Annotated in this window: 8 protein-coding genes; 4 read left to right on the top strand and 4 right to left on the bottom strand. The window is 53.4% G+C overall.

Annotated features, from left to right (window positions below):
* Positions 1-175 precede the first annotated feature (175 nt).
* Positions 176-1,951: a calcium-binding protein gene (locus tag MFFC18_RS10600; RefSeq protein WP_148618801.1), complete on the bottom strand. Its 1,776-nt coding sequence runs from the start codon at positions 1,949-1,951 to the stop codon at positions 176-178.
* 468 nt (positions 1,952-2,419) lie between these two features.
* On the opposite strand from MFFC18_RS10600, the gene gltB reads away from it, so the two are divergent.
* Both gltB and MFFC18_RS10590 read left to right on the top strand, forming a co-directional pair.
* Positions 2,420-6,967, top strand: coding sequence for a glutamate synthase large subunit (gene gltB, locus MFFC18_RS10595; RefSeq protein WP_075081503.1), 4,548 nt, complete (start codon positions 2,420-2,422; stop codon positions 6,965-6,967).
* Positions 6,968-7,094: 127 nt separating this feature from the next.
* Positions 7,095-8,567 carry a glutamate synthase subunit beta gene (locus tag MFFC18_RS10590; RefSeq protein WP_075081504.1) on the top strand — a complete coding sequence of 491 codons (1,473 nt, stop codon included), beginning with the start codon at positions 7,095-7,097 and terminating at the stop codon, positions 8,565-8,567.
* A gap of 431 nt (positions 8,568-8,998) precedes the next feature.
* Here MFFC18_RS10590 and MFFC18_RS10585 read toward each other — a convergent pair whose 3' ends face one another.
* From MFFC18_RS10585 to MFFC18_RS10575, 3 genes are all read right to left on the bottom strand, one after another.
* Positions 8,999-9,343: a hypothetical protein gene (locus tag MFFC18_RS10585; RefSeq protein WP_075081505.1), complete on the bottom strand. Its 345-nt coding sequence runs from the start codon at positions 9,341-9,343 to the stop codon at positions 8,999-9,001.
* Between the two features lie 291 nt (positions 9,344-9,634).
* Positions 9,635-10,039 carry a hypothetical protein gene (locus MFFC18_RS10580; RefSeq protein WP_075081506.1) on the bottom strand — a complete coding sequence of 135 codons (405 nt, stop codon included), beginning with the start codon at positions 10,037-10,039 and terminating at the stop codon, positions 9,635-9,637.
* Position 10,040: 1 nt separating this feature from the next.
* A complete protein-coding gene (locus MFFC18_RS10575; RefSeq protein ID WP_148618800.1) occupies positions 10,041-12,611 on the bottom strand; it encodes a TolC family protein in 2,571 nt (856 codons plus the stop codon).
* A gap of 401 nt (positions 12,612-13,012) precedes the next feature.
* Here MFFC18_RS10575 and MFFC18_RS10570 point away from each other — a divergent pair, with 401 nt between their 5' ends.
* Together MFFC18_RS10570 and MFFC18_RS10565 are read left to right on the top strand one after the other, a co-directional pair.
* The gene (locus tag MFFC18_RS10570; RefSeq protein ID WP_075081508.1) at positions 13,013-21,421 is read left to right on the top strand and encodes a hypothetical protein; all 8,409 of its coding nucleotides are present in this window, start codon (positions 13,013-13,015) and stop codon (positions 21,419-21,421) included.
* Entirely contained in the window at positions 21,418-24,261 is a 2,844-nt protein-coding gene (locus MFFC18_RS10565) for a response regulator (RefSeq protein ID WP_075081509.1), read from the top strand. Before MFFC18_RS10570 ends, MFFC18_RS10565 begins: the two co-directional genes overlap by 4 nt.
* Positions 24,262-24,456 lie beyond the last annotated feature (195 nt).

Below are 24,456 nucleotides of genomic sequence, written 5' to 3'. Positions count from 1 at the left end.
GAAAAGAAAAACATCCCGCTGCACTGCAACGGAAACGTCAATTCATCGTTTGATCACGAGTTACGATTAAGCTTCATTGGACCGCCATAAAGAAAGCGACACGCCAGAATTGACATGCCGCCTGATATGAACGTTTTGGAACCCGAAGGTTCGCGAAGTTGCGAAAACTTTTTTGCTACATCGACTGGACGACCGAAGTCAGCCAGTTCACTTTGGACAGAAGTCCATTGCTGAACGATTGCGAAACGGTCACGCCCCAAATGCCGTTAAAATCTTCGTAGGGATTGTGCTTGGCACCGAACGTTGTGAAATTGGCTTTTCCGTCGTACCACCACTCGCCATCGCCGGACTCAAAGAAGTTCGGATCCTGAGGATCCACTTGAGTCCAACTGCTCAGGTCAAGGAACGCTTGCCACTGACTGGCTGCATCCTGAATCACTGTTCCCAACTCTTCAGGGCTGTCCCAGTTGTATCCGAACTGGCGAGTGATTTCTGCCTGAAAGAACGTTTGACCGATGTCAGTTGTTTCATCGAAGTCAACGATATGAATTTCGCGTTTGCCCGTTGTCGGGTTAATGATGTTCTGCGAAGTCGTATCACCTGGCAGATCCTGGTATTTGTAAATCGTGACATCGTCGCCAACACTATAAGTCTCGCGAAGCAAAACATTTGAGCCCGCGAGGTCATACATTTGTTGGAAAGAGCGATCCAGAACTTCGATTTCCATATCGTGCCATGAAGCTGCATCTGTTTCGTAGCGAATCGTCACGTCTTCAGCAACGCGGTCTCCGATAAAGTCGCCATCGTCTTCGTGAAAACGGTCCGAACCGGATTGACCATATAACTGGTCAACTTCCACGCCTTCGCCACCGTGCAGCGAATCGTCTCCGCCGCCAGCGTAAAGTCGGTCAAGCAGTGCGCCGCCGTAGAGCCGATCGTTTCCGGCTTCACCACGCAGCGTGTCGCTTCCGTCGCCGCCTCTGAGAGTATCGTGTCCATCGCCAGCGCGAAGAATATCGTTTCCGTTTCCGCCGTACAGTTCATCGTCTCCGCCGGCATCGTAGAGGGCGTCGTCACCGTTTTCGCCGTACATGATGTCGTTGCCCAGCCAACCGTAGATGATTTCATTTCCGTCGCCGCCGTAGAAAATGTCATCGCCGACGTCACCGATTAAAACGTCGTTGCCGAGTTGACCGTAGATCGTGTCGTTGTCGTTGTTGCCACGAAGTCGATCGTGTCCATCGTTTCCAAAGATCAAGTCGTCCCCGCCCTGTCCGTAAACAAGGTCGTCGCCGTCATCACCGCTGATCTCGTCGTTGCCGTTGTAGCCGCGAAGAAAGTCATCGCCATTGCCGCCGAACATGACGTCATCACCAGCTTCGGCCGAAAGGAAGTCGTCGCCGTCGCCGCCGTAGATTCGGTCGTCACCATTGCCAGCATAAACCGTGTCGTTGCCTTCTTCGCCGTAGATCGAATCGTCTCCGTCGCTTCCATACAGAAAGTCGTCTCCGATTCCACCGTGAAGTTCGTCGTTGTCGCCGCCGCCGTAGGCGATGTCAACGCTAACGCCGCCGTAGAACACATCGTCGCCACCGTGCCCGTAGAAGGTGCTGGTCTCGAAAGTGTTGTTGATAAATTCGTCGTTCCCGTTCTTTCCACGGAACACAACATTGTCGACGTCGTCATTGTTGTAGACCGTAATCGTGCCGGCGTCGTCAAGATCGAAAGTCCCGTCGTTGTTTTGGATAAGCACGACGAAGTCTCGATCGTTCGTCCCGTTGATGGTCAGGACTCCTGCATCAAGCGACAACGTGGCCAGCAAGTTACGAGGCTCAAGTGAATTGAACGAAAGTGAAGATTTTTTCGCGCGGCGAGGCTTCACGGCCGAGCGGCGGGAGAAAAAACTTGTGGCCGTGAACGACTTGATGCAGTGCTGAATCAGATTCTTCATGGAATTGGTCTGCTGAGGGCTGTGGGTCTGGTGTTGATTGAACGCTGTTTGGTATTTCGCGATGCGAGACGGAAGCGGACGCTCGAGTCTTTCTCCCTGCGACTTGCGGGCATGGCAGCTATCGCTGGAGCATTCTGGAAACTGTAGGTTTGGCAGAAAACAACGCGGCGTCTTTAAGTGGCTTTCAACATTGAGCCATGTTTTTCGCGTCCGATTTTGTGCTTCAATCAAGGATGATGCTTTGCCGCAACGCCGCTGGTTGTCGAAATGAAACGTAGACTTTTTTGTCAACGGCCGCCTTTAGGAACCATTAAGGGGCACGGAACATCCATAGCTTCACCGTTCGTTTGCGTACACTTTGTTTTTGGGTCATAAATGTGTCCGCGACTTCCTTGCGAAATCGCGAGCTTGCGTCCACCACCATCAAACGCATGCCTCAACCATTGACCTCATTCAGGAACCGGAAGCTTGAACAACGACTATGTAAAGTATGCGTCCGAGAACACGCTCTACGCCGCCGACTACGAGCACGACAGTTGCGGCGTAGGATTCGTTGCCCACCTTGAGGGCGTCCCTTCACGAGCCATCGTTGTCGATGCTTGTGAAATTCTGGCCCGCATGGAGCACCGCGGTGCTTGCGGATGTGAAGCAGAAACCGGAGACGGTGCTGGCATTTCTGTCGGCATGCCGGAATCGTTCATGCGTGAAGCCGCACAGATAAATTACTTTGAGCTGGACTGTCCGTTTTTCGGTGTCGGCAACGTTTTTCTTCCAACCGACGAACGGTCTCGCGAGCGTGCGAAACGCATGTTCCAAGACATGACGGCTACTTACGGCCAAACTTTCGTGGGCTGGCGCGAGCTTCCTGTCGATCCTTCCGGAGCCAACATTGGTGCGACCGCGATTCGGCAACAGCCCAAGATCCTGCAGGCGTTCATCGCGCCAACTGAGGGAATCGATCAGGATGAGTTCGAGCGAAAACTGTATTTGATTCGAAAGCGAGTTTCGCACGACATTCGCGAAGCCGGGTTCGATACTCAGCAGCTGTTTTACGTTTGCTCGCTGTCGTCGCGAATCCTTGTCTATAAAGGCATGCTTTCTACAGCGCAACTGCCGCTGTACTATCCGGACCTTCAGCAAGACAGTTTTGAAAGCCATCTGGCGATGGTTCACTCACGGTTCTCCACGAACACGCTTCCAGCCTGGTCGCGTGCTCAGCCACTTCGCTGGATGGCTCACAACGGAGAGATCAATACGCTTCGCGGAAACCGGAACTGGATCACGGCGCGTCAAGGCTTGATGAACAGCGAACTGTTCGGCGACTGCCTGGAAGAGCTGAAACCGATTATCGAACAAAACGGAAGTGACTCTGCCGAATTCGACAACGCGATGGAGTTGTTGATGATGGCCGGCCGCGGACTTCCTGAAGTCGTCATGATGATGATTCCGGAAGCCTGGCGTAACCATCGCAGCATGCCGGAGAACAAGCGAGCGTTCTACGAGTATCACGCTTGCCTTCAAGAGCCATGGGACGGACCGGCTTCGATTTCCTTCACCGACGGACAGGTCGTCGGAGCGGTTCTCGATCGCAACGGTTTGCGTCCAAGTCGATACTATGTGACCGATGACAATCGCGTGTTGATGGCCAGCGAAGTCGGCGTGCTGGATATCGATCCGGCGACTGTCGTCAAAAAAGGTCGCCTTGAACCGGGCAAAATGTTCCTGGTCGATTTCGAAAACGGACGCATCGTCGCCGACGAAGAACTCAAGGAAAACATTGCGAATCGTTTGCCGTACGGCGAGTGGCTGAAGAACCAACGTCTGACGTTCGACGATTTGCCAGCGGCGGAACCCGTGCCGATGCTGAGCGAGAAAGAACGTTTGGCGCAAATGCGTGCGTTCGGTTACTCGAGCGAGACAATGGACTTTATGTTGCTGCCAATGATCAAGGTCGAAAAAGACCCGATCGGTTCGATGGGCAACGACATGGCGTTGGCCTGTCTGAGCGACAAGCCGCGTCTGCTGTATGACTATTTCACGCAGCTGTTCGCCCAAGTCACCAATCCGCCGATCGATTCGATTCGCGAAGAAATCGTGATGTCGGTCGAGTGTTTTATCGGCCCCGAAGGCAACTTGTTGGACTCGACGGAAAAGCAGTGTAACCGCCTGGTGCTGCACAATCCGATTCTCGACTTCGAACAGATGGCCAAACTTTCGAGCCTCAATCATCAGGGCTGGACTTCGCGGAAGATCGACATCACTTTCGATGCGTCAGAAGGCGAAGCCGGTTTCCTGGCGGCGTTGGATCGTATTCGCGGCGAGTCCGAGCAGGCTATCGAAGACGGTTGTGCGATTGTGATCCTGAGCGATCGCGGCGTGTCGGCTGACCGTATTCCGTTGAGTGCGTTGCTGGCAACCAGTGCCGTGCATCATCACTTGATCGAAAAGCACAAGCGAACTCGCATCGGCATCGTGGTCGAAACAGGCGAGGCTCGCGAAGTCCATCATCACTGCCTGTTGACGGGCTTCGGTGCTGACGGCATCCATCCATACCTTGGCCTTGAAGCCATCATCCAGCATCACGCTCATAACGAAAATTCTGACCTGACGGCAGACCAATGCATCGCGGCGTATCGCAAAGGCGTGATGAAGGGCATGTTGAAGGTTTTGGCCAAGATGGGAATCTCGACACTGGCCAGTTACAAAGGCGCTCGAATTTTCGAAGCCATTGGACTCAACACGGACGTGATTCATTCTGCGTTCCCAGGAACGGCCAGCCGGATCGAAGGAGTCGGCTTTGACGTGTTGGCTGCGGAAGCGATTCGCCGCCACAAACTGGGCTATCGCAAGGACGGTCAGCTTCCAATCGTTGACCTGGAAACGGCCGGCACAATGCACTGGCGTCATGACGGCGAAAAACATGCATGGACTCCGTTGAATATCGCTGACATCCAAACGGCGGCGAGAAAAGGAGACGTAAACGCGTACAAACGTTTTGCGAAAAGTGTAAACGAACACACGGCGAGGCAATGTCACCTCCGCGGTTTGCTGACGTTCAAAGAAGAAGATCGCTCTCCGATTCCGATCGAGGAAGTCGAACCGGCGAAGGATATCGTCAAACGTTTCTGCACCGGGGCGATGAGCTTTGGTTCGATTTCAGCGGAATCGCATGAGACGCTGGCCGTGGCGATGAATCGTCTTGGTGGAAAAAGTAACACGGGCGAAGGCGGCGAGGACTACAAACGTTTTGGAGTTCAACCCAACGGTGATTCGAAACGTTCCGCGATCAAGCAGGTTGCGTCAGGACGCTTTGGCGTAACGGCTTACTACCTCGCCAACGCGGATGAGATCCAGATCAAGATGGCTCAGGGAGCGAAACCTGGTGAAGGCGGCGAGTTGCCGGGGCACAAGGTCGACGAAACGATTGCTCAAACGCGACGTTCGACTCCGGGCGTGACGCTGATCAGTCCTCCACCGCATCACGACATCTATTCGATCGAAGATTTGGCTCAGCTGATTTACGATTTGAAGAACAGTAATCCGTCGGCCAGAATCAGCGTGAAACTGGTCAGCGAAGTCGGAGTCGGAACGATCGCCGCGGGTGTTGCGAAAGCTCACGCGGACAACATCCTGATTTCAGGTTGCGGTGGCGGCACAGGCGCATCTCCGATCACCAGCATCAAGCACGCGGGTATGCCGTGGGAGCTTGGTATCGCGGAAACGCATCAGACGCTGGTGATGAATGACTTGCGTTCGCGAGTCCGACTGCAAACGGACGGACAGCTGAAAACCGGTCGCGACATTGTGATTGCGACGCTGCTCGGTGCGGAAGAATATGGCTTCGCGACGGCTCCGCTGATTACGCTGGGCTGCATCATGATGCGTAAGTGCCATTTGAATACCTGCCCGGTTGGCATCGCGACTCAGGACCCCGAGCTTCGCAAAAAGTTCAAAGGCAAGCCCGAACATGTTGTGAACTATCTGTTTATGGTCGCTCAGGAAGCTCGCGAAATCATGGCCAGTCTCGGCTTCCGCAGCATCAACGAGATGGTTGGACGCGTGGACAAGCTTGACGTTCGCCAGGCGGTCGATCACTGGAAAGCTCAAGGCATCGACCTTTCGAAAATCCTTGCTCCGGCGATGGGTCCTTATCCGGACGTCGACGTCCACTGCACGATCGACCAGGATCATGCCCTCGACGAAGTACTTGACTGGCAGTTTGTTGAGCAGGCGAAACCTGCGTTGACGAAAAAGCAAAAGGTCGCGATCGACTTGCCAGTTCGAAACATCGACCGTGCGGCGGGCACGATTCTCAGCCATCACGTCGTCAAGGCTCATGGCCCGGAAGGTTTGCCGGACGATACCATTGAGATTAACCTGACCGGTTCGGCAGGACAAAGCCTCGGGGCTTTCCTTGCCAGAGGTGTTTCGATCACGGTTGAGGGCGACGCGAACGACTACGTTGGTAAAGGTCTTTCCGGAGGTCGCATCGTGGTCCGACCGCCGAAGTCTTCCAAATTCGTAGCCGAAGAGAATATCATCATCGGCAACGTGGCTCTGTATGGTGCGACTGAAGGCAAAGCGTTCTTCCGCGGTATCGCTGCAGAACGATTCGCGGTTCGAAATTCGGGCGCGTGTGCGGTCATCGAAGGTATCGGCGATCACGGCCTTGAGTACATGACAGGCGGCCGAGCAGTAATCCTCGGTCCAACCGGTCGCAACTTTGCGGCTGGCATGTCAGGCGGTTTTGCATTCGTTTACGACCCGCAGGATCAACTGCTGCAGAACATCAATCTCGAAATGGTTGATCTTGAGCCGATGGAAAAACCGGAAGACATCTCGGAGTTGAAGTCGCTGATCGAAGAGCATCTTCAGTACACCGAGTCGCCGGTCGCCCAGCGTCTGTTGAACGATTGGGAAAATGCACTTTCGGATTTCCGCAAAGTGATTCCAATTCGGTACCGTGAAATCCTCAAGGAACGGGCTGAAGCTGCGAAAGCCAGCCGACGCGGCTAGGGCGACAAAGCTCGTTTCATGGCAGCTTTCGTTTGTGGCCCGGCGATCCAACTGGTACGCCAGGGCCACCGAAACGCCTGCCCTTTTTCTCCACAAAACCAACCACACCTAAACGACGGACAATCACATGGGAAAGCCAACCGGATTCATGGAATTCGATCGACAGGATGTCGTCTATCGCGACCCAAACGAAAGAATTGGCGACTGGGATGAGTTTCTGGTCCAGATTAACGATGACACTTTAAAGACTCAGGGCGCACGCTGCATGGACTGTGGCATCCCGTTTTGCCACACTGGCGAGATCGTTGAGCGGATGGCGACTGGCTGCCCGGTCAACAACCTGATCCCCGAATGGAATCATTTGATCTACCAGGGAAAGTGGCAAGATGCCCTCGATCGATTGCATTTGACCAACAACTTCCCCGAGTTCACCGGTCGAGTCTGCCCTGCCCCGTGCGAAGGCTCTTGCGTGCTCGGAATCAACGATCCTCCGGTAACGATCAAGAATATCGAACGAAGCATCATCGATCGCGGATTTGCTGAAGGCTGGGTCACGCCTCGCATTCCCCAAAACCGGTCCGGCAAAACCGTTGCCGTCGTCGGATCGGGCCCAGCAGGCTTGGCTTGTGCAGACGAACTCAATCAGGCCGGTCACACCGTCACCGTCTATGAAAGGGCCGACCGGATCGGCGGGTTGCTGATGTACGGCATCCCTAACATGAAGCTGGACAAAGGGATCGTCGATCGACGAGTCCAATTGCTTGCTGACGAAGGCATTGAGTTCAAAACAGGAGTCGAAATTGGGACTCACATTTCGGCTGATGAACTCAAGAGCAAACATGACGCGATCGTGTTGTGTGTCGGGGCGACGCAAGCTCGCGACCTGAAAATTCCTGGACGTACAGCCTCCGGAATCCATTTCGCGATGGACTATCTCCGCGGCTCAACCTCCAGTTTGCTTGGCAGCGATGACGCTCCGATCAATGCGAAGGGAAAGAAAGTCGTCGTCATCGGTGGGGGAGACACCGGAACTGACTGTATCGGCACCGCCATCCGACAGGGATGTGAGAGCGTCGTCAATCTTGAGATCGTCACTCGCCCACCGGAAGAAAGAGCCGACAGCAACCCGTGGCCTCAATGGCCTGTCGTATTCCGGACTGATTACGGTCACGCCGAAGCGAAAGCGAAATTCGGTGAAGACCCGCGGATGTTTGCTGTGGAGACTGTTGAGTTCCTTGCCGACCAGGAATTCAACGTAACTGGTTTGAAAACCTGTATGGTCGACTGGAAACTGCAACGTCCTGGCATTGCACCGTTTTCTCCAATCGAAGGAACGGAACAGGATATCGAAGCCGATTTGATCTTCCTGGCCCTTGGCTTCCTCGGTCCCGAGTCGTTCGTCGCGGAAACCTTCGGGCTTCAGTGCGATGGGCGTTCAAACATCCTCGCTTCTCAGTCGGACTATTGCACGAGCGTGCCGGGCATCTTCGCGGCGGGAGACTGCCGACGCGGGCAGAGTCTTGTCGTGTGGGCCATACGCGAAGGCAGAGAAACTGCGGCTGCGTGTGATCAGTACCTCAACGCTATGGCCACAGCCTAGATCCCCCGAATGGGACTACGAAAACCGGACATTAGGGCCGCGATAGAAATAAGATGGATGGCAATTCGAGAAACGGTTGCGGTAGCGTTTCGTCACGTTTGCCAGCCGACTGCGATCGTTTGTTCTTTCGTCGCGAAATTGGCAGTTAGACAGAAACGACATTCACCGTTTTGGGTATACGACACAACAGGTTGTTGCATTCCAATTTGCGAACAGCGTTGTCAATCACCCCCGCCAAGATCACCGAGTCGCTTCGTTTAAATGATAGCCTGACGTGCCACGATAACTGTCAGCATTCAAGCCCGTTCTCGAATTCACGCGCAACAATATCGGCGCAAGAAAAAAGTGGGGAGAGGACATATCAAATGTCATCGAAGTCCCCACCTCTTATATCATTTTTCAATTGACGAATGTCAATCGATTGGTCGCAACTAGCTCGCGATGGAGTCCAGCTTTTCAAGTGCGCGAATAACGTCGACAGCCTTTTGAGCTGAACCGACCTTCGCGACGAAACGCTTTGCCTCAATGAGAGTATCGAGAGCGATATCGGTTTTAGTTTTCGCGGGACGCCCAACTTTTGCAGTGCCGTTAGACGACGGACGACCTCTTCGATTGCGAGTCAAACCAGCTTTTGATTTGACGTTGGCAACCATTGCCGCCGTGACTTTGACACCCTTCTGCTTGAGTGCATCGACAACTTCTTTTGCAGAAGCAGTCCGATTCGCACCCACATACTCACGTATCTGTTGCGACTTGTTAACTTTACGCTTAGCCATAACCCAACCCGGTAAAATTGTAGAAGTAAAAAACAAGCAACAATGATAACGAATGTTTCACCAATGAAAAGCATCTACAACGGAATCTCACGCTTGCGGCTACGTGTTCGTAATCCGAAAAATGTTGTTGTAAATCAACAAACTATTATTTTGCTTTGAAAATTATGAATTTGCTTCACAAGCACGAAAAACGCACCGTGAACGTTTCAGTCTACGGTGCATGTTTCATTATGAGTCGCATTTTCCGCAGGAGGGCAGGCCCTACACCGCGGTGAAGTGTCGCACCGATGACTATCGAAGCGAACGTGGACGCCATCGATTCGACGCCGTTGTATCGTCCGCGGAGTCCTTGGCGGGCTCATTCAGGCCACCCCCATTTCGAAGGGGCTCAATTCCTTCCAACTCTCTCAGATTCTCGTCTTTGTCGGCGTCCAGACGATCACTTTCGTAGGAATCATCGTCGTCCGACATCGATTCCAGAAGTTCTGGAGGCGCGGCGAGGTTCGAGTCGGCGGAGGGTCCGGATAGCATTGTCGCCGGATCTGAAAGGATCGATCCGACGCGTCCATGTGCCCGGTCAGCACGGAGGTGTTTCCCACCAAAGGTTGGATAGTCGTAGTCAAACGGTCCGCAACACATGCTGCATCCGGTTGTTGACGCAACCAGCGTCAAAACGATCAGAGCGAGATATTTCATGTTAGTTGTCTCCGATGTCTTTGGTAACGATGCGACCAACGGTGGAAGATGTCGACGTCGAGCTGGTTCGAGTCGAGTTTGCTCCAACTTTCGCCCAATTCATCCGGACTGGATTTACCGGAATGGAATCGTCGTCGATGTTCGTGGTTGCACTACTGTTTGATTTCTTCAGTTTCGGAATCCGCTTCGTCGTTGATTCTGCTGAATGAACCGCAGGCACTGCCGACAGTGTTTGTTCCGAGCGGATGTCAGATGTCGATTGAGTCCGAGCTCGCAATTTTCGTCGCTGAATGTTTCTGATTTGTGTCGTCGGCTGTTTCACCACTGGTTCCTCGTACGAGACAACCTGAACATCCGACTCCGGCTGAGTTGTGTTCGACATCGGAATCAGCTCGGGAGCCGATTCGAGCACCGGGTGCATTGAATCGACGTTGGCCGGAATCATTCCGTCGCCCTGAAGCATTGCCGGGCTGCCGTAAACAGGCTGGTTATAAGGAACCGTCTGAACGCCGCCCGATACATTGCCGTCATATGAGTAGCTCATGGTTTCGCCCGTTTTCCGACCGATGTTTGAGTTGCTCGGGAAGTCTTCTCCGCGACTGATGACTTCTGGTCGTGACCAACCATAGTTCATCTCGCGGCTGGCTCCACGACGGCGAGCGTACTCGGAAGCATCCATGTAGGCTTTACCTGGCCATGGTCCTTCTTCAAAACTGATGCCACAGTAAGCCAACGTTGTTCCTTTGCGTCGGTGCAACAGAGCCAACATTTTGTTGTATTCGGTGATCGACTGGTAGAAAGCGATCTCTGCCTGGGAGAGCCGTCGTTGTGCATCCAACGCAACGTCCAGCGTTTCGACTCCAGCGTTTCGCAGTTCGTCAAAGACATCCTTTTCGATCTTCGATGAACGCCAGCGGTTGAAGTGTGAAGTCGCCGTTCGCAGTGATGCTGCCATCGATTGCAACGTCTCGTGAATCTCTTTGTTTACGTCCAGCTCTGAATCTTCGAGCTTGGCAATCTCACGAGCAAGCTTCAGTTGCGAGTTGCGGACATTCGACAGCTCGGCACGGAACCCAACTGGCATTCGGAAATCAACTCCCAGCTGCAGCTCCTGATAGTTGCCATCGTAGAGTTCGTTCAGAACTCCGCTGCCCGGATCGGGATACTGCGTTCCAGCATCCGACGTTCCATACTTGTTGCCAAGACCCAGGAATCGATACAGGGCAGTCACGTTCATTTCAGGAAGCAGTCCGTTCTTTGCGTACGCTACGGCAAGTTCACGTTTGCGAATCTCCCAGCGGATCGAACGAAGTTCCGGGCGATAGGTCATCGCCTCACAAACCGTTGTGCAATAGTCAAACTCTACCGGAGCGAACAGTGGCTCGTCGATCGGACGAATCATTCTTCCGTCATTGGCAGCCCATCCCAGCAAGAATCGCAGCTGGCCTTCGGCTTTGAGCAGCGTATCAAACGCTTCGGTGACTTGAGCGTCAAAGAACCAGTATTGCTCACTCGCCTGAGCCACCTGTTGGCGATTGACGCTTGAACGCTCGTCAAACTGATCTTTGACGATTCGGTATGTTTGCAATGCCGCATCGCGACCCGTTTTGGCTGCTTCGAGCGATCGGTAGGCTGAGTACAGCTCCCAATATCGAATCTCGACATTGGTTACGAAGTTTTGCAGTTGTGCCTCGAGGTTGGCAATCTCCTGATCGGTACCGATTCGGGAGATAACGATCGGCATGCGATTGATGAAAGCTCCTCGGCCGCGAAGCAAAGGCTGGCGTACTTCGGCTTCAAACGATGCTCGATAGAAGCTGTCGAGAACCTGAAAGCCCTCAACATCGTTTGGTGTCAGCGGATCGTCAACCGGATTCGAGTTCGCCGTGTAGACGTTCACATTGCGGAAGAATAACTGTGTTCCGTTAGCAGCCTCCTTCGCGATCTCTGTCTGCCACTGAACCTGATCTTGCTGGAATACCAGCGGCTGATTCGGGTTGGTCGGAATTGTGTTTCGTGGTTCGTCTGACTTCGTGTAGTTCAGACTGCTTGTCAATTGAGCATCGAACTGGGACAGGGCCGCTTCGACGCCTTGATTGGAATCGAGCTGTGTGTTGGTCAGGATCGAGCCTGGCAAACTGAGCTGTCCGGGTGTTCCGATAGCTCCCGGTTCGGTTTCGCGGATCGCGATGTTGTAGATCGTTCCCACGGCGTTAGGGGCGTTGATGACAGTGTCTTGCCCAGGCAGAACTCGGGTACCCTGCAATGCTGGCGTACCGTATCCCCGAAACAGTTTTCCATTTTGCAGCGCTGCGCTAACGCAGTCTTCCAACGTCATGTCGACGAAGCTGTCAAAATCGGGGTCTGTGACCGTGATCGGCGGACGGGAGCTGTTGACTTCTTCGAGAGAAGGCACACTCACATCCGGGTATTCGATACTCGTGGCTTGATCGACGTAGTAGTCGAGCGCTCCAGTATCGTTGACGTAGACAGGCTTTGAAGGAGTACAGCCAGCCATCAACACAGTGACGGCTGTAATCCATGCCAAACAGTTTTTTGGGGTAGGTCTCATAGGATTTCCGTATCCTGTGAAATCGTTTGAAAAAACGCTTTCGCGACTCGCAGCAGTCGCGAAAACGCCAGGCAATCTGATTGCCCGGAACCCCCCAGTTCCTGGAATCTGTGAACACGCGACGCGCAAACGCAGAAAATCCGTTACAGGTGGTATCGCCCTCTCAATCGTCAAACTTTTGCCAATCCTAAAAGTTTGCCAAAGAAGTTCGTTCTGCCAGCACAAAGTTGACTCTTGGAGCCGAGAAAACAACGCCCGATCTGCCCGGACGTCCGGCCCTACTCAATTAACCCAATTTCCGAAATCGAGGTTTCACCCTATTTCTGCAACCTACAGTTCACTGGAATTGCGACTCGACACAACGACAACGCAAACTCAACCCAATGAGACGCCCCTCTCCAATGAACAAGAAGCTCGCAAAACTGTTGGCTGCGGTTCGAGGTTCCAGCCCGGAATCCTTGGGCGATGACGAATGCGCCAACGATCTGTCTGCCTACGAGCTGGAAGCACGAGTTCTTTATAGCGCGACGCCGTTAGAGCTAGTCGAGCAAGCACCGGAAGCCGTCGATCTTGGTGAGCCAACAGAGAACGCAGTTCCACAGTTTCAAATGGCCGCAATGTCGGCGACCTATACCGAATTCGATTTGCTAATCTCAACCGTTGGGAACGCGAGTGGTAGCACTGACAATTTCGATGACAGTGAAGCCGAAAAATTGAGCGATCCGAATCTTGCGCTTGGCAGCAGCACGGATGGCACGATGACGTCATTCTTTGATCTTCGCTCGAATGGATTTACCGATCCCCTCGACGACGTAAGATTGCGTGGCCTGCATTTCGTCCAGCATGACTTTACGCTCGGCACTGGAGCAGACTCATTCGACCTGCAATACGGCGACCTTGTGTTCGGAACCAGTGGAAATGGGGTGCTGACTGGAAATACAACATCCGTTGCTACCGACGATGACCTGTACCTATTCCGCCCGGCAGCTCCCGGCGACTTTACGTCCGGGGAGTTCTATTACCTCATCGACAATCCGCTGCCTGTGAGTTTTGGCGGACTGACGCTCGTCGACAAGCCCGGCGGTATCGACATGCCCAATGGAGACCATTTTGATCAAGGTACGTTCATGTTGGGCGGAACCGTCTTGGGTTTCGACGCAATTTCGTACTTCGCGCCTGACACCACGGGCGAAGGAACGACTTCAGGAACCTCGGGGCTGGTCGCTCTCGGAGTCACCGCATCGATTTCGCTGAATCAACCCGTTGACGCGTTACAAGTTATTCAGTCGAACGTCACAATCGGAGGCATGGATTTCGAAGAAGGCGATATTTTCTTCTCGCTTGCCTACGCTGACAGCGCGGTCGGATCGCCATCGGTTTCGGTACAGGCTCAAGACGTCGGGCTCCTCCGTTTCGATTCTGGCAGCGGAGCTGAAGGTTTCATGGTAATCGACGGAAGCGACCTTGCGCTCACCACGGCCGATGAGTCAATCAACGCGATTGCTCTTCAACCAACGAATACATCACCGATCGAGATCTCAATCGACAATCTTCAAGTCGATGAAAACACACCAACGTCTAGCGGATTGAGCATCGGAGCACTGTCCGCGATCGACTGGGAAGGCGGTCCGTTTACGTTTGAGGTCGTCGGCACATCTCCGTTTTCGATTGCCTCAGGGAATCAGTTGGTGGTCACCGGAGTCAATCTGGATTACGAAACAACCAGCTCCTACACGGTCACCGTACGCGTCACGGACTCTGGAAGCCTGTCCTACGAGACGGAACTGACAATTTCGGTCAACGATGTGAATGAAGCTCCGGCGGTCCAGTTGCAAAATGTGATTCCGTCGATCCCAGAAAACACAACGGCACAGACGAAGGTCGCGGACATCGTTATTGTGGATGATGCTCTTGGATCCGAAACACTTTCTCTCGCGGGGATTGACGCCGGCAAGTTTGAAATTGTCGGATCAGAGATTTTTCTGAGAGCCAATGCCGGAGTCGACTTCGAAACCAATCCAGATCTCGAATTCACGGTTCGAGTCGATGACACAAGCATCGGCACGACCTTTGACGGGTTCGTCGATCACGTTTTTGCGCTAACCGACATCAATGAGGCTCCGTCAATCGCTCTCGACAACGTGGTGCCTGCCGTGTTCGAGAACCACGACACATCGGCCAGAACAAAGGTCGCTGACATCGTCGTGACAGATGATGGACTCGGTTCGGAAACGCTGAGTGTCGCGGGATCAGACAGTGGACTGTTCGAAGTCATCGGGACGGAACTGTTCCTGAGAGCCGGCGTGGCGTTGGACTTCGAGAGCAAACCTTTGTTAAGCATAACGGTTCGGGTCGATGACCCATCCATAGGCTCAACGATCGAGGATTCAGTCAGTTTTTCATTGGGCGTCGCAGACTCAAACGAGGCCCCTTCGATTTTCCTTGACAATGTCTACTCAAGTCTGCCGGAAGACACGGACACCTCTTCGCGAATCAAGGTCGCAGATATTCTGATCAGTGACGATGCTCTCGGCGATGAGAACTTTCTACTTTCAGGGTCCGACGCGAGCAAGTTCGAAGTCGTCGGACTGGAACTGTTCTTATCCGCCGGCGTTTCACTGGATTTTGAAACGCTGCCAATTTTGAACGTTCGAGTCGAGGTCGACGACCCTGACATCGGAACCGGGATCGAAGGATTCTCAGATTTCACCCTTCCTGTTTCGGACGTCAATGAGGCGCCCACCGTTGCGTTGCTCAATACGGTCGATGTACTGCCGGAAAACTTTGATACGACAGCGCGGACAAAAGTCGCCGACATTCAGGTCACCGACGACGCACTGGGCAGCGAGTCATTTGCCTTGTCCGGGACCGACGCGAGCCTATTTGAAGTCTTGGGCACTGAGTTGTACTTGCGGGCAGGCGTTTCGCTGGACTTCGAATTCGACACGACGCTGGAAGTGACCGTCGAGGTCGACGACGCGACTCTGGGCTCGACTTATGAAGACTCTGTCGCGTTTTCGCTCAGCGTTCAGGACGTTAATGAAGCCCCCGCGGTAACACTGACCAATAAAGTATTCTCAGTTCCAGAAGGCAACTCGGCTCAAACCAAAATCGCTGACATTACAGTTTCCGACGATGCGTTGGGAAGTGAAACGCTTGGGTTGTCCGGAACCGACGCGGCACTTTTTGAGATCATCGGTAGCGAACTGTATCTGCGATCCGGTGCAATTTTGGACTATGAAACACAACCGTCGCTGAGCGTCATCGTTACGGTTGACGATGCGACGTTGGGCGTGACGATCGAAGACTCAGACAGCCACGTCGTCAACGTGACCGACGTTAACGAAGCACCATCGATCGCCGTGACTGGCACTGTTTCGACGTTGCCTGAAGATACAGATACGACTTCGCGGATTAAAGTCGCGGACATCACGATCATTGACGATGCTCTCGGCAGCGAAACGATCACACTTTCGGGACCGGACGCCAGCCTGTTTGAAGTTGTCGGCAACGAACTATTTCTGCGGGCTGGTGCTTCACTGGACTTCGAGACCAAATCCAGTCTTTTTGTGACGCTCGACATTGATGACCCGAGCATCGGCTCAACCAGTGAAGACTCAATCGATTTCCTGCTGCCGATCAGCGACGTCAATGAAGCTCCTACGGTTACGCTTTTGAATACGATCACTCTGTTGGACGAAAACTCGGAGTTTCTGAACGACCTGAAGGTCGCCGACATCCAGATCAACGACGACGCACTCGGTAGCGAAACGTTGACACTTTCCGGCACTGACAGCAATCTGTTTGAAATTGTCGGCAGCGAATTGTTCCTGAAATCCGGCACGACGCTGGACTTCGAAACCAATCCAACGCTCGACGTCACGATCGAAGTCGACGACGCAACCATTGGCATCACCTTCGAAGACTCAGCCGCCCACGTGATCAACGTTGTCGATGTTAACGAAGCTCCATCGATTCAGCTGACCAATCGAATCACAGACCTGGACGAAAACACAACGGTCCAAACGAAGATTGCTGACATCGTCATCACCGACGACGCTCTTGGGAGCGAGACTTTGGTAATCGATGGCACCGACGCAAACCTGTTCGAAATTATTGGCACGGAGTTGTTCCTTAAGGCCGGACAAACCATCGACTTCGAAAGCCGCGCATCGCTGAGCGTGACCGTTAGGGTGGACGACCCAACAATTGGGACCTCGAACGAAGATTCCGATTTTTTCAGCTTCGACATCAACGATGTCAATGAAGCACCTTCGGTTTCTCTGAGCAACTCGGTTCTGCTGATCGACGAAAACAGTAACATGTCGACTCGGGTAAAAATGGCTGACATTCTGGTCAGCGACGATGCCCTCGGAAGTGAGACGTTGTCTCTTTCCGGCGCAGATTCGAGCGACTTCGAAATCATTGGCAATGAGCTGTTCCTGAGAGCTGGAACCACGATCGACTTCGAAACTAAAACAACTTTCGATGTAACAATCGAAGTCGACGACGCAACGTTAGGTTCTGGCAGCGAAGATTCTACGAACTTCACGTTGACCGTTAACGACATCAACGAAGCACCGACCATCTCGCTTCCGAACTCCGTGATCGATCGGCCCGAGACCGTTGACACAAGTTCCGCGATCAAGGTCACGGACATTGTGATCACTGACGACGCGATGGGGACCGAAACCCTTTCGCTTTCAGGCACTGACAGTGCGATGTTCGAAATCGTGGGCAACGAACTGTTCCTTAGAGCGGGCACCGGGCTTGATTTCGAATCGAATCCACAGCTAAACGTCACCGTTTCGATCGACGACCCAGGCATTGGCACTTCGGCAGAAGATTCCGCAGACTTCACGTTGAACGTTTTGGATGTCAATGAAGCTCCAGCCGTTACGCTGACCAACAAACTCGCATCGGTCCCAGAAGACACGACGGCTCAAACCAAAGTCGCGGACATCGTTGTCGCCGATGATGCACTCGGTTCGGAAAACCTGACACTTTCAGGGCTCGACGCGAGCCTTTTTGAGATCGTTGGTTTTGAATTGTTCTTGCGAGCAACTTCTGGACTGGATTTCGAATCCGATTTTGATCTCGATGTTACCGTTTCCGTTGATGACCCGACCATAGGCTCGAACGCGGAAGATTCAGACAGCATGATTCTGTCCGTAACCGATGTCAATGAAGCTCCGTCGATCGCCTTACACAACACGATCAGCACCATCGGCGAAGATGCGGATACATCGAACCCAATCAAAGTCGCCGACATACAGATTATTGATGATGCATTGGGTACGGAAACGCTATCGTTGTCAGGCGTCGACAGCCATCTGTTCGAGATCATTGGCACGGAGCTGTTTCTGAAATCAGGCGTCACCCTCGACTTTGAGGCTCAGAGTCAGCTGAATGTCACAGTCGAAATCGATGATTCAATGCTGGGAACTTCATTCGAGGATTCATTTTCACTGACGATCGGCGTCGCGGACACAAACGAGCCTCCGGTCGTTGCGCTAACCAACGCAGTCAATTTGATTGCCGAAAACACGATCTCACAAACCAAGATCGCGGACATCGTGGTGACTGACGACGGTTCTGGTAGCCAGACGTTGTCGGTTGCGGGATCTGACAGTGCATATTTTGAGATCATCGGCAACGAACTGTTCCTGAGAGCAAATCAAAGAATCGACTTTGAAACGCAGTCATCGTTGAACATCTCCGTTGCCGTGGATGATCCTTCGATTGGAACCGGAGCGGAATCACAAGCAGATCACGTTATTCTTGTGACAGATGTCAACGAAGCCCCATCGGTGACGCTGACCAATCAGGTTCTGGTTATCGCCGAAAACACGGACACCAGCGGACCAACGAAAGTCGCGGACATTGTGGTCGAAGACGATGCACTGGGCTCGGAAACGATCTCGCTTTCTGGCGTCGACAGTGGCAATTTTGAGATCATCGGGTCTGAGCTGTTCCTGAAATCCGGAGTCGACCTCGACTTTGAATCACAGGCTTCGCTGAACGTCGTGGTTGCAGTCGATGACTCAACCTTGGGGTCGGGCATTGAAGACTCGGTTGCGTTCACGCTTTCCGTTAGCGACCAAAATGAAGCTCCTGCCATTGCCCTGACCAACACCGTTGGCTCTTTGCCTGAAAACTTTGACACGTCCAGCCCGACGAAGATCGCGGACATCCAAATCGCCGATGATGCACTCGGAACCGAAACGCTTTCGTTGTCAGGTCGGGACACCAGCCTGTTCGAAATTATTGGAACGGAACTATTCCTCAAATCAAACGTGAGCCTCGATTTTGAATCACTTGCTGACCTGCAAGTCACTGTTGAGGTAGACGATCCGACGATCGGCAGTGGCGTCGAAGATACGGCTTCGCATGTATTAAGCGTTCTCGACGTCAACGAATTACCTGCCGTTACTTTAGTTAACAAACGTGCCGGAGTTCCCGAGGACACGACATCGCGAACGAAAATCGCGGACATCGTCATCACTGACGACGCGTTGGGTAGCGAAAGCCTGTCGCTTTCTGGAGCAGACGCCAGCCTTTTCGAAATCGTCGGCACGGAGCTGTTTCTGCGATCTGGCTCCAGCCTCGATCACGAAACAACGGCAACTCTCGAAGTCACCGTTTCTGTGGACGATCCATCGATTGGCAGCGGCACGGAAGATTCTGACAGCCACACGTTGGACGTAACCGATGTCAACGAAGCACCGGTTGTCGCAAACCCGATCGCTGACATTGTTGCAACCGAAGACGATTCGGACCTGACGCTCGACCTGTCGAACGTATTCACCGATGTCGATTTGGACACGCTGAACCTAACCTTGTCAAACAACTCGGACCCGACGATCGCTTCTGCACAAATCGTCGGCAATTCGCTTGTGATTGATCTTCTTGACGACCAGTTCGGAGACTTCACACTCGACATCGTTGCCGATGATGGCGAGTTTTCGGCACTCGACCAATTCACAGTCCGCGTTGTATCCGAAAACGATGCGCCGACACTCCTTGGCAATGGGATTTTACCGGACGTCTTTCGCGATTCAGATCCAGCCGGGGAAAGCGTCCGTGATTTTGCCGACGCCCTGTTCTCTGACATCGACGGCGACACGCTGTCGGGCATCGCAGTCATCCAGAACAACGCGACGCTCGCCGAAGGCCAATGGCAGTACTTCGATTCGACCGGCGACATGTGGCAAAACATTGGGCTGTCGAACGAAGCCGCCGCTGTCGCGATTTCCGCCGACACAATCGTCCGGTTCCTACCTGCCGCTGGCTTTGCCGGATCGCCGACGCCATTGGAGTTTGTTGCGATTGACAGCAGCTACAGCGGATCTTTTAGTGGCGCTTCGACCGTTCAAATCGACGTTTCAACAGCAGGCGGAACAACTCCATACTCGCTTGATTCGGCTAATCTTGAGATCGAAGTCAAGCAATTTGGCATCTCCATCACGCCGACGTCTTCGTTGGTTACCACGGAATCTGGAGGCACTGCAACATTCGAAGTCGTCTTGCTCGGCGCCCCTGCGGGCATCGTCTCGGTGAGCGTATCCAGCAGCGATGTGTCTGAAGGAATTACATCGACGATGCAGCTACAGTTCACGCCCGACGACTGGTCGCAACCTCAAACGGTGACAGTCACGGGAGTCGATGAACGGATCGACGACGGCAATCAAACTTACTCGATCAATTTGAGCGCCGCGGATAGCAGCGACCTGAAATATGAAAACCTTGAAACCGAACAGGTTGTTCTAACGAACGTTGACGACGACAGCGCGGGAATCGTCGTATCAACAACTCAATTATTCACCAGCGAGAACGGTGTCGAAGACGAGTTTGTCGTCAGGCTCAATAGCCAGCCAACGGCAGACGTTCTGGTCGACCTTTCGGTTTCCGATACGGCAGAGGCATTCTTGTCGGCGACATCAATTCTGTTTACTCCCGACAACTGGAATACGCCTCAATCGATTTCGGTTACTGGCGAGAATGACTTTGAGGACGATGGCGACACCGAATTCACGATCTCTGTGACGGCCAGCTCGATCGATGACGCGAAATTCAATGCGTTGTCACCTGTCTCCATCAACGCCAGCAATCTGGAGTTCGTGGGGGCAACGGTGGACAATCCAAATCCATTTGAAGCAGGCACGGACGTCATTTCGAAGCCTGCCGAGGAGTCGACGGACGAAGCAGATGCGACGACGCAACTGTTACTAGTCCCACCTCCGTCGGCAGATCGCAATGTTGTATACGACAACGCACGAAAAGCAGGTTCGCTGATCAATTTCCAGTCAAAAGTCCTTGCGGATTTGGACCTCGGAGATCGGTTTGAAGCGAATCAGTACTATCGCGACATCGATTCGACAGACTTGTTCGACGATGTCTATGCCGAAGCCAAGAAGCTTGCGATGGAGTCGGCGCAGCTTGTTCGTGAAGACGATGAAGCCGAGTTGCAGGATCTGTGGAGCGAACTCGACACCCTTGACAATCGAATCCGAAACGAAGCAGCCCTGCCTCAGATTGCCGTCGGAACCATTGCCTCGATCGCATCGATCTTTACGGCAGGCTACCTCGCGTGGTTGATCCGGGGAGGCCAATTGTTGCTCGGACTCCTGTCACAGCTTCCCGCATGGACGTCGTTGGACATGCTGGCTGTGCTGTCGAAACCGGAAGAAGAATCCGACGAAGAAACGGAATCGCTGGAAACGATTATTTCAAAACCTGATGACTCCGATCCGCAACCCCTCGCGGACGAAGAACAAAGCAAAACTCAAACGGCATCGAAAGCACGATGAAGAACATCCCCATCAAGTACCAGGTAACCTTTGGCCTCATCTGCCTTCTGGTCAGCATCATGTCGCTGGCCGGGGCAACCGGCATCGCGCCGGACGAGCGCGCCGCGGTGATGCGAGGCCGCGGACAACTCTCCAGTTCGTTGGCGATTCAATCTTCGGTTTTATTGAACAAGCAAGAATACAAATCGATTGAGCGCACACTTGACGCAATCGTGGAACGTAACGACGACATCATCTCGGCGGCTCTCAGGTCGCGCACCGGGCGCATCGAAGTTTCATCCGGCGACCACAAAAATAACTGGCAAGCCGACGAAACCAATCGTCCTGTTGAGACTCATATCGCGGTGCCCATGAAGGCTGGGGCACAGAAATGGGGACAACTGGAGGTTCGATTTAAACCGGTGTTTGCAGATCGCCCCACGGCGAGTTGGCTTAGCCCGAAGTATCTCTACCTGGCTCTCGTTTCAATCCTTTGTGTTGTCGCTTTCGCGTACTACCTGGGCAAAGTACTCAAACAACTCGACCCCTCCGAAGCCGTGCCGCGGCACGTGGAAGAGGCTCTCAACACACTGACCGAAGGACTGATTCTCACCGACTCCAAGGGCAGGATCCGACTGGCCAACGACGCGTTCTCCACATGGATCGGCTGTGAGTCGCGGCGTCTGATTGGCGCTGACCCCAAGACGCTTCCGTGGTCGCGCGGCAACGCGGCAGGGACTTCAACGTGGGATAGTGTTGCCCGGGCGTCAGCGAATTTGACAATGCCGTGGGAGAAAGCCATGCGTAGCGGAAGCCCGATCGCCGGGACGCTGCTGCAGCTGCCAAATCATAGCGGCAAAAAGATGACTTTGATCGCAAACTCGTCGCCGATCGTTGGTGCCAAAGGTGACTACGTCGGCGTCCTGACTTCGTTCGAGGACGTGACTGATCTTGAGCGACACAAAGTGGATTTGGCCAGAGCGAAACAAACGGCTGACAATGCGAATAAAGCGAAGAGCGAATTCCTGGCACGCATGAGCCACGAAATCCGAACACCAATGAACGCGATTTTGGGCTACGCGGAAGTATTGCGGGACAATCTGGAGGAAGACCCGAACACGCGACAGAATCATCTGACAACCATCCACAACTCGGGAGAGCACCTTCTGGCGTTGATTAACGACATCCTCGACCTTTCGAAAATTGAGTCGGGCCAGATGGAGCTTGAGCGAACGCCTGTATCTGTTTTCGCAATGATGCGAGATGTCGTCGCTGTCCTGAAAATCAAGGCCGACGAGAAAAACATCTACTTGCGATGTGAGTACGGCAGCGCAATGCCTGTCAAAATTCAGGCTGACGCTGTCCGCCTTCGTCAGTCCATCATTAATCTGGTCGGCAACGCTATCAAATTTACAGACGAAGGCGGCGTGACTATTCGCACCGACGTGGTTCGAAACCGAAAATCGACGATGCTCAGCATTCGCGTTCAGGACACCGGGATCGGGATGAGCAAGGAAGCGAAGCGAAAGATCTTCCAGCCATTCTCCCAAGCCGATACATCAATCACGCGTCGCTTCGGAGGCACAGGTTTGGGCCTTGCGATCTGTAAAGAGCTGGCCGAAAAGATGGGGGGAAGTGTTACCGTCGACAGTACGCCTGGCGAAGGTAGCTCATTTAACTTGATGGTTGACATCGGTGATATTTCAGGCGTCGACCTGGTCAGTGAACGTGACTCCCAAGTTGTCGCGAAGACCAAAGCAAATACAGACAGAGAAATTGAATTGCCGCCGATGAAGGTTCTCATCGTTGACGATGGCGACACAAACCGGCGACTTGTTTCAGTTTACTTGCGTAAAGCAAATGCTGATTTCGAAACGGCAGAAAACGGTGAGATCGCTGTCCAAAAAGTAAACTCGGAACATTTCGACGTTGTACTGATGGACATGCACATGCCAGTGATGGACGGGTTCGAGGCGACGAAGTTGCTGCGTAAACAAGGGCATCGCCTGCCAATCATTGCATTGACGGCCAACGCAATGGCCGAGGACAAGAAGCAATGTCTTGACGCGGGATGCAGCGGGTTTCTGGCAAAACCGATCAACCGCGAACGCTTGCTGACTGAACTTTCCGTCGCTGTGACGGGACGAGTAAGCACGGCAAAGAAAGAACCAGCCAAGAAACTGCGGCCGCAGCCAAAGGCGCAACCTGAACTCCAACCGCAGCCGCAGCTCCAACCGCCGGCGCCTGTTTCCCAACCGGAACCGACAAGCGTTGAACAATCTTTCAACGCGGCGTTGCAAGCAATCGAATCGGCGCTGCAGCCTGTAGCTGACGAATCGCCGACGACTGAGTTGCCGACGATTTCGCCAAGTGAAACAACAGCGACTTCGGGGGAAGCGGCCACACCAACAACCGCAACGGCAACGGTGCCGCTGGATAAACCGCCAAAGTTAGCAGCAGAACCGCCGACGTCGACAGCTCCGCAGCCCAAACCGGAATCACCACCGGTCATGGAATCACTTCTGCCAGCGGACGCTGAGCTCATTGGATCTTCGCTGCCGATGGACGACGAAGACTTTGTCTACGTTGCGAAGCTCTTCGTTAGCAACCTTGGCGCGAAAGTCGAATCGATGGTCAACGCTTTGGTCGAACAGGACTTCGAGCAGCTGTTTGCACTCGGACATTGGCTCAAAGGAGCCAGTGGATCCGCCGGATACGCGTCGCTTGGCGAACCCGGACTGGTGCTGGAAACCGCCGCCAAGGAATCGGACCTGAACGCCTGCATGGAAGCGGTTCGCAACATCTGCGAAATGGCTGCCAGAGTTCACGTTAGCTCAAGTCTGGAACTTACCGCTCAATGAGTGAAAACGGTGACCGCTAGATGTAGCAAGCGTGACCCTCACAATTGACACAGCATGAATCGTGAGACTCGATTTCCAAATCGAAAAATGCGTCCGGAATTCACACGACATACTCAAAAGCTACGCTTCAAGATGGTCGGTTTTACCTAAGCCAGAGCTTGTTCCAAGAAACCAATGCCCCTATCTCCGAATCAA

Source organism: Mariniblastus fucicola, from assembly GCF_008087665.1.
GTDB lineage: Bacteria > Planctomycetota > Planctomycetia > Pirellulales > Pirellulaceae > Mariniblastus > Mariniblastus fucicola.
The sequence above is the reverse complement of the archived record's forward strand: the minus strand, read 5'-3'. Positions and strand labels throughout refer to the sequence as shown.

Bases quoted from the DNA above. Each gene is read 5' to 3' on its own strand.
- MFFC18_RS10580 (WP_075081506.1), bottom strand. From the start codon at position 10,039: ATGAAATATCTCGCTCTGATCGTTTTGACGCTGGTTGCGTCAACAACC.
- MFFC18_RS10565 (WP_075081509.1), top strand. From the start codon at position 21,418: ATGAAGAACATCCCCATCAAGTACCAGGTAACCTTTGGCCTCATCTGC.
- MFFC18_RS10575 (WP_148618800.1), bottom strand. From the start codon at position 12,611: ATGAGACCTACCCCAAAAAACTGTTTGGCATGGATTACAGCCGTCACT.
- MFFC18_RS10600 (WP_148618801.1), bottom strand. From the start codon at position 1,951: ATGAAGAATCTGATTCAGCACTGCATCAAGTCGTTCACGGCCACAAGT.
- MFFC18_RS10570 (WP_075081508.1), top strand. From the start codon at position 13,013: ATGAACAAGAAGCTCGCAAAACTGTTGGCTGCGGTTCGAGGTTCCAGC.
- MFFC18_RS10585 (WP_075081505.1), bottom strand. From the start codon at position 9,343: ATGGCTAAGCGTAAAGTTAACAAGTCGCAACAGATACGTGAGTATGTG.
- MFFC18_RS10590 (WP_075081504.1), top strand. From the start codon at position 7,095: ATGGGAAAGCCAACCGGATTCATGGAATTCGATCGACAGGATGTCGTC.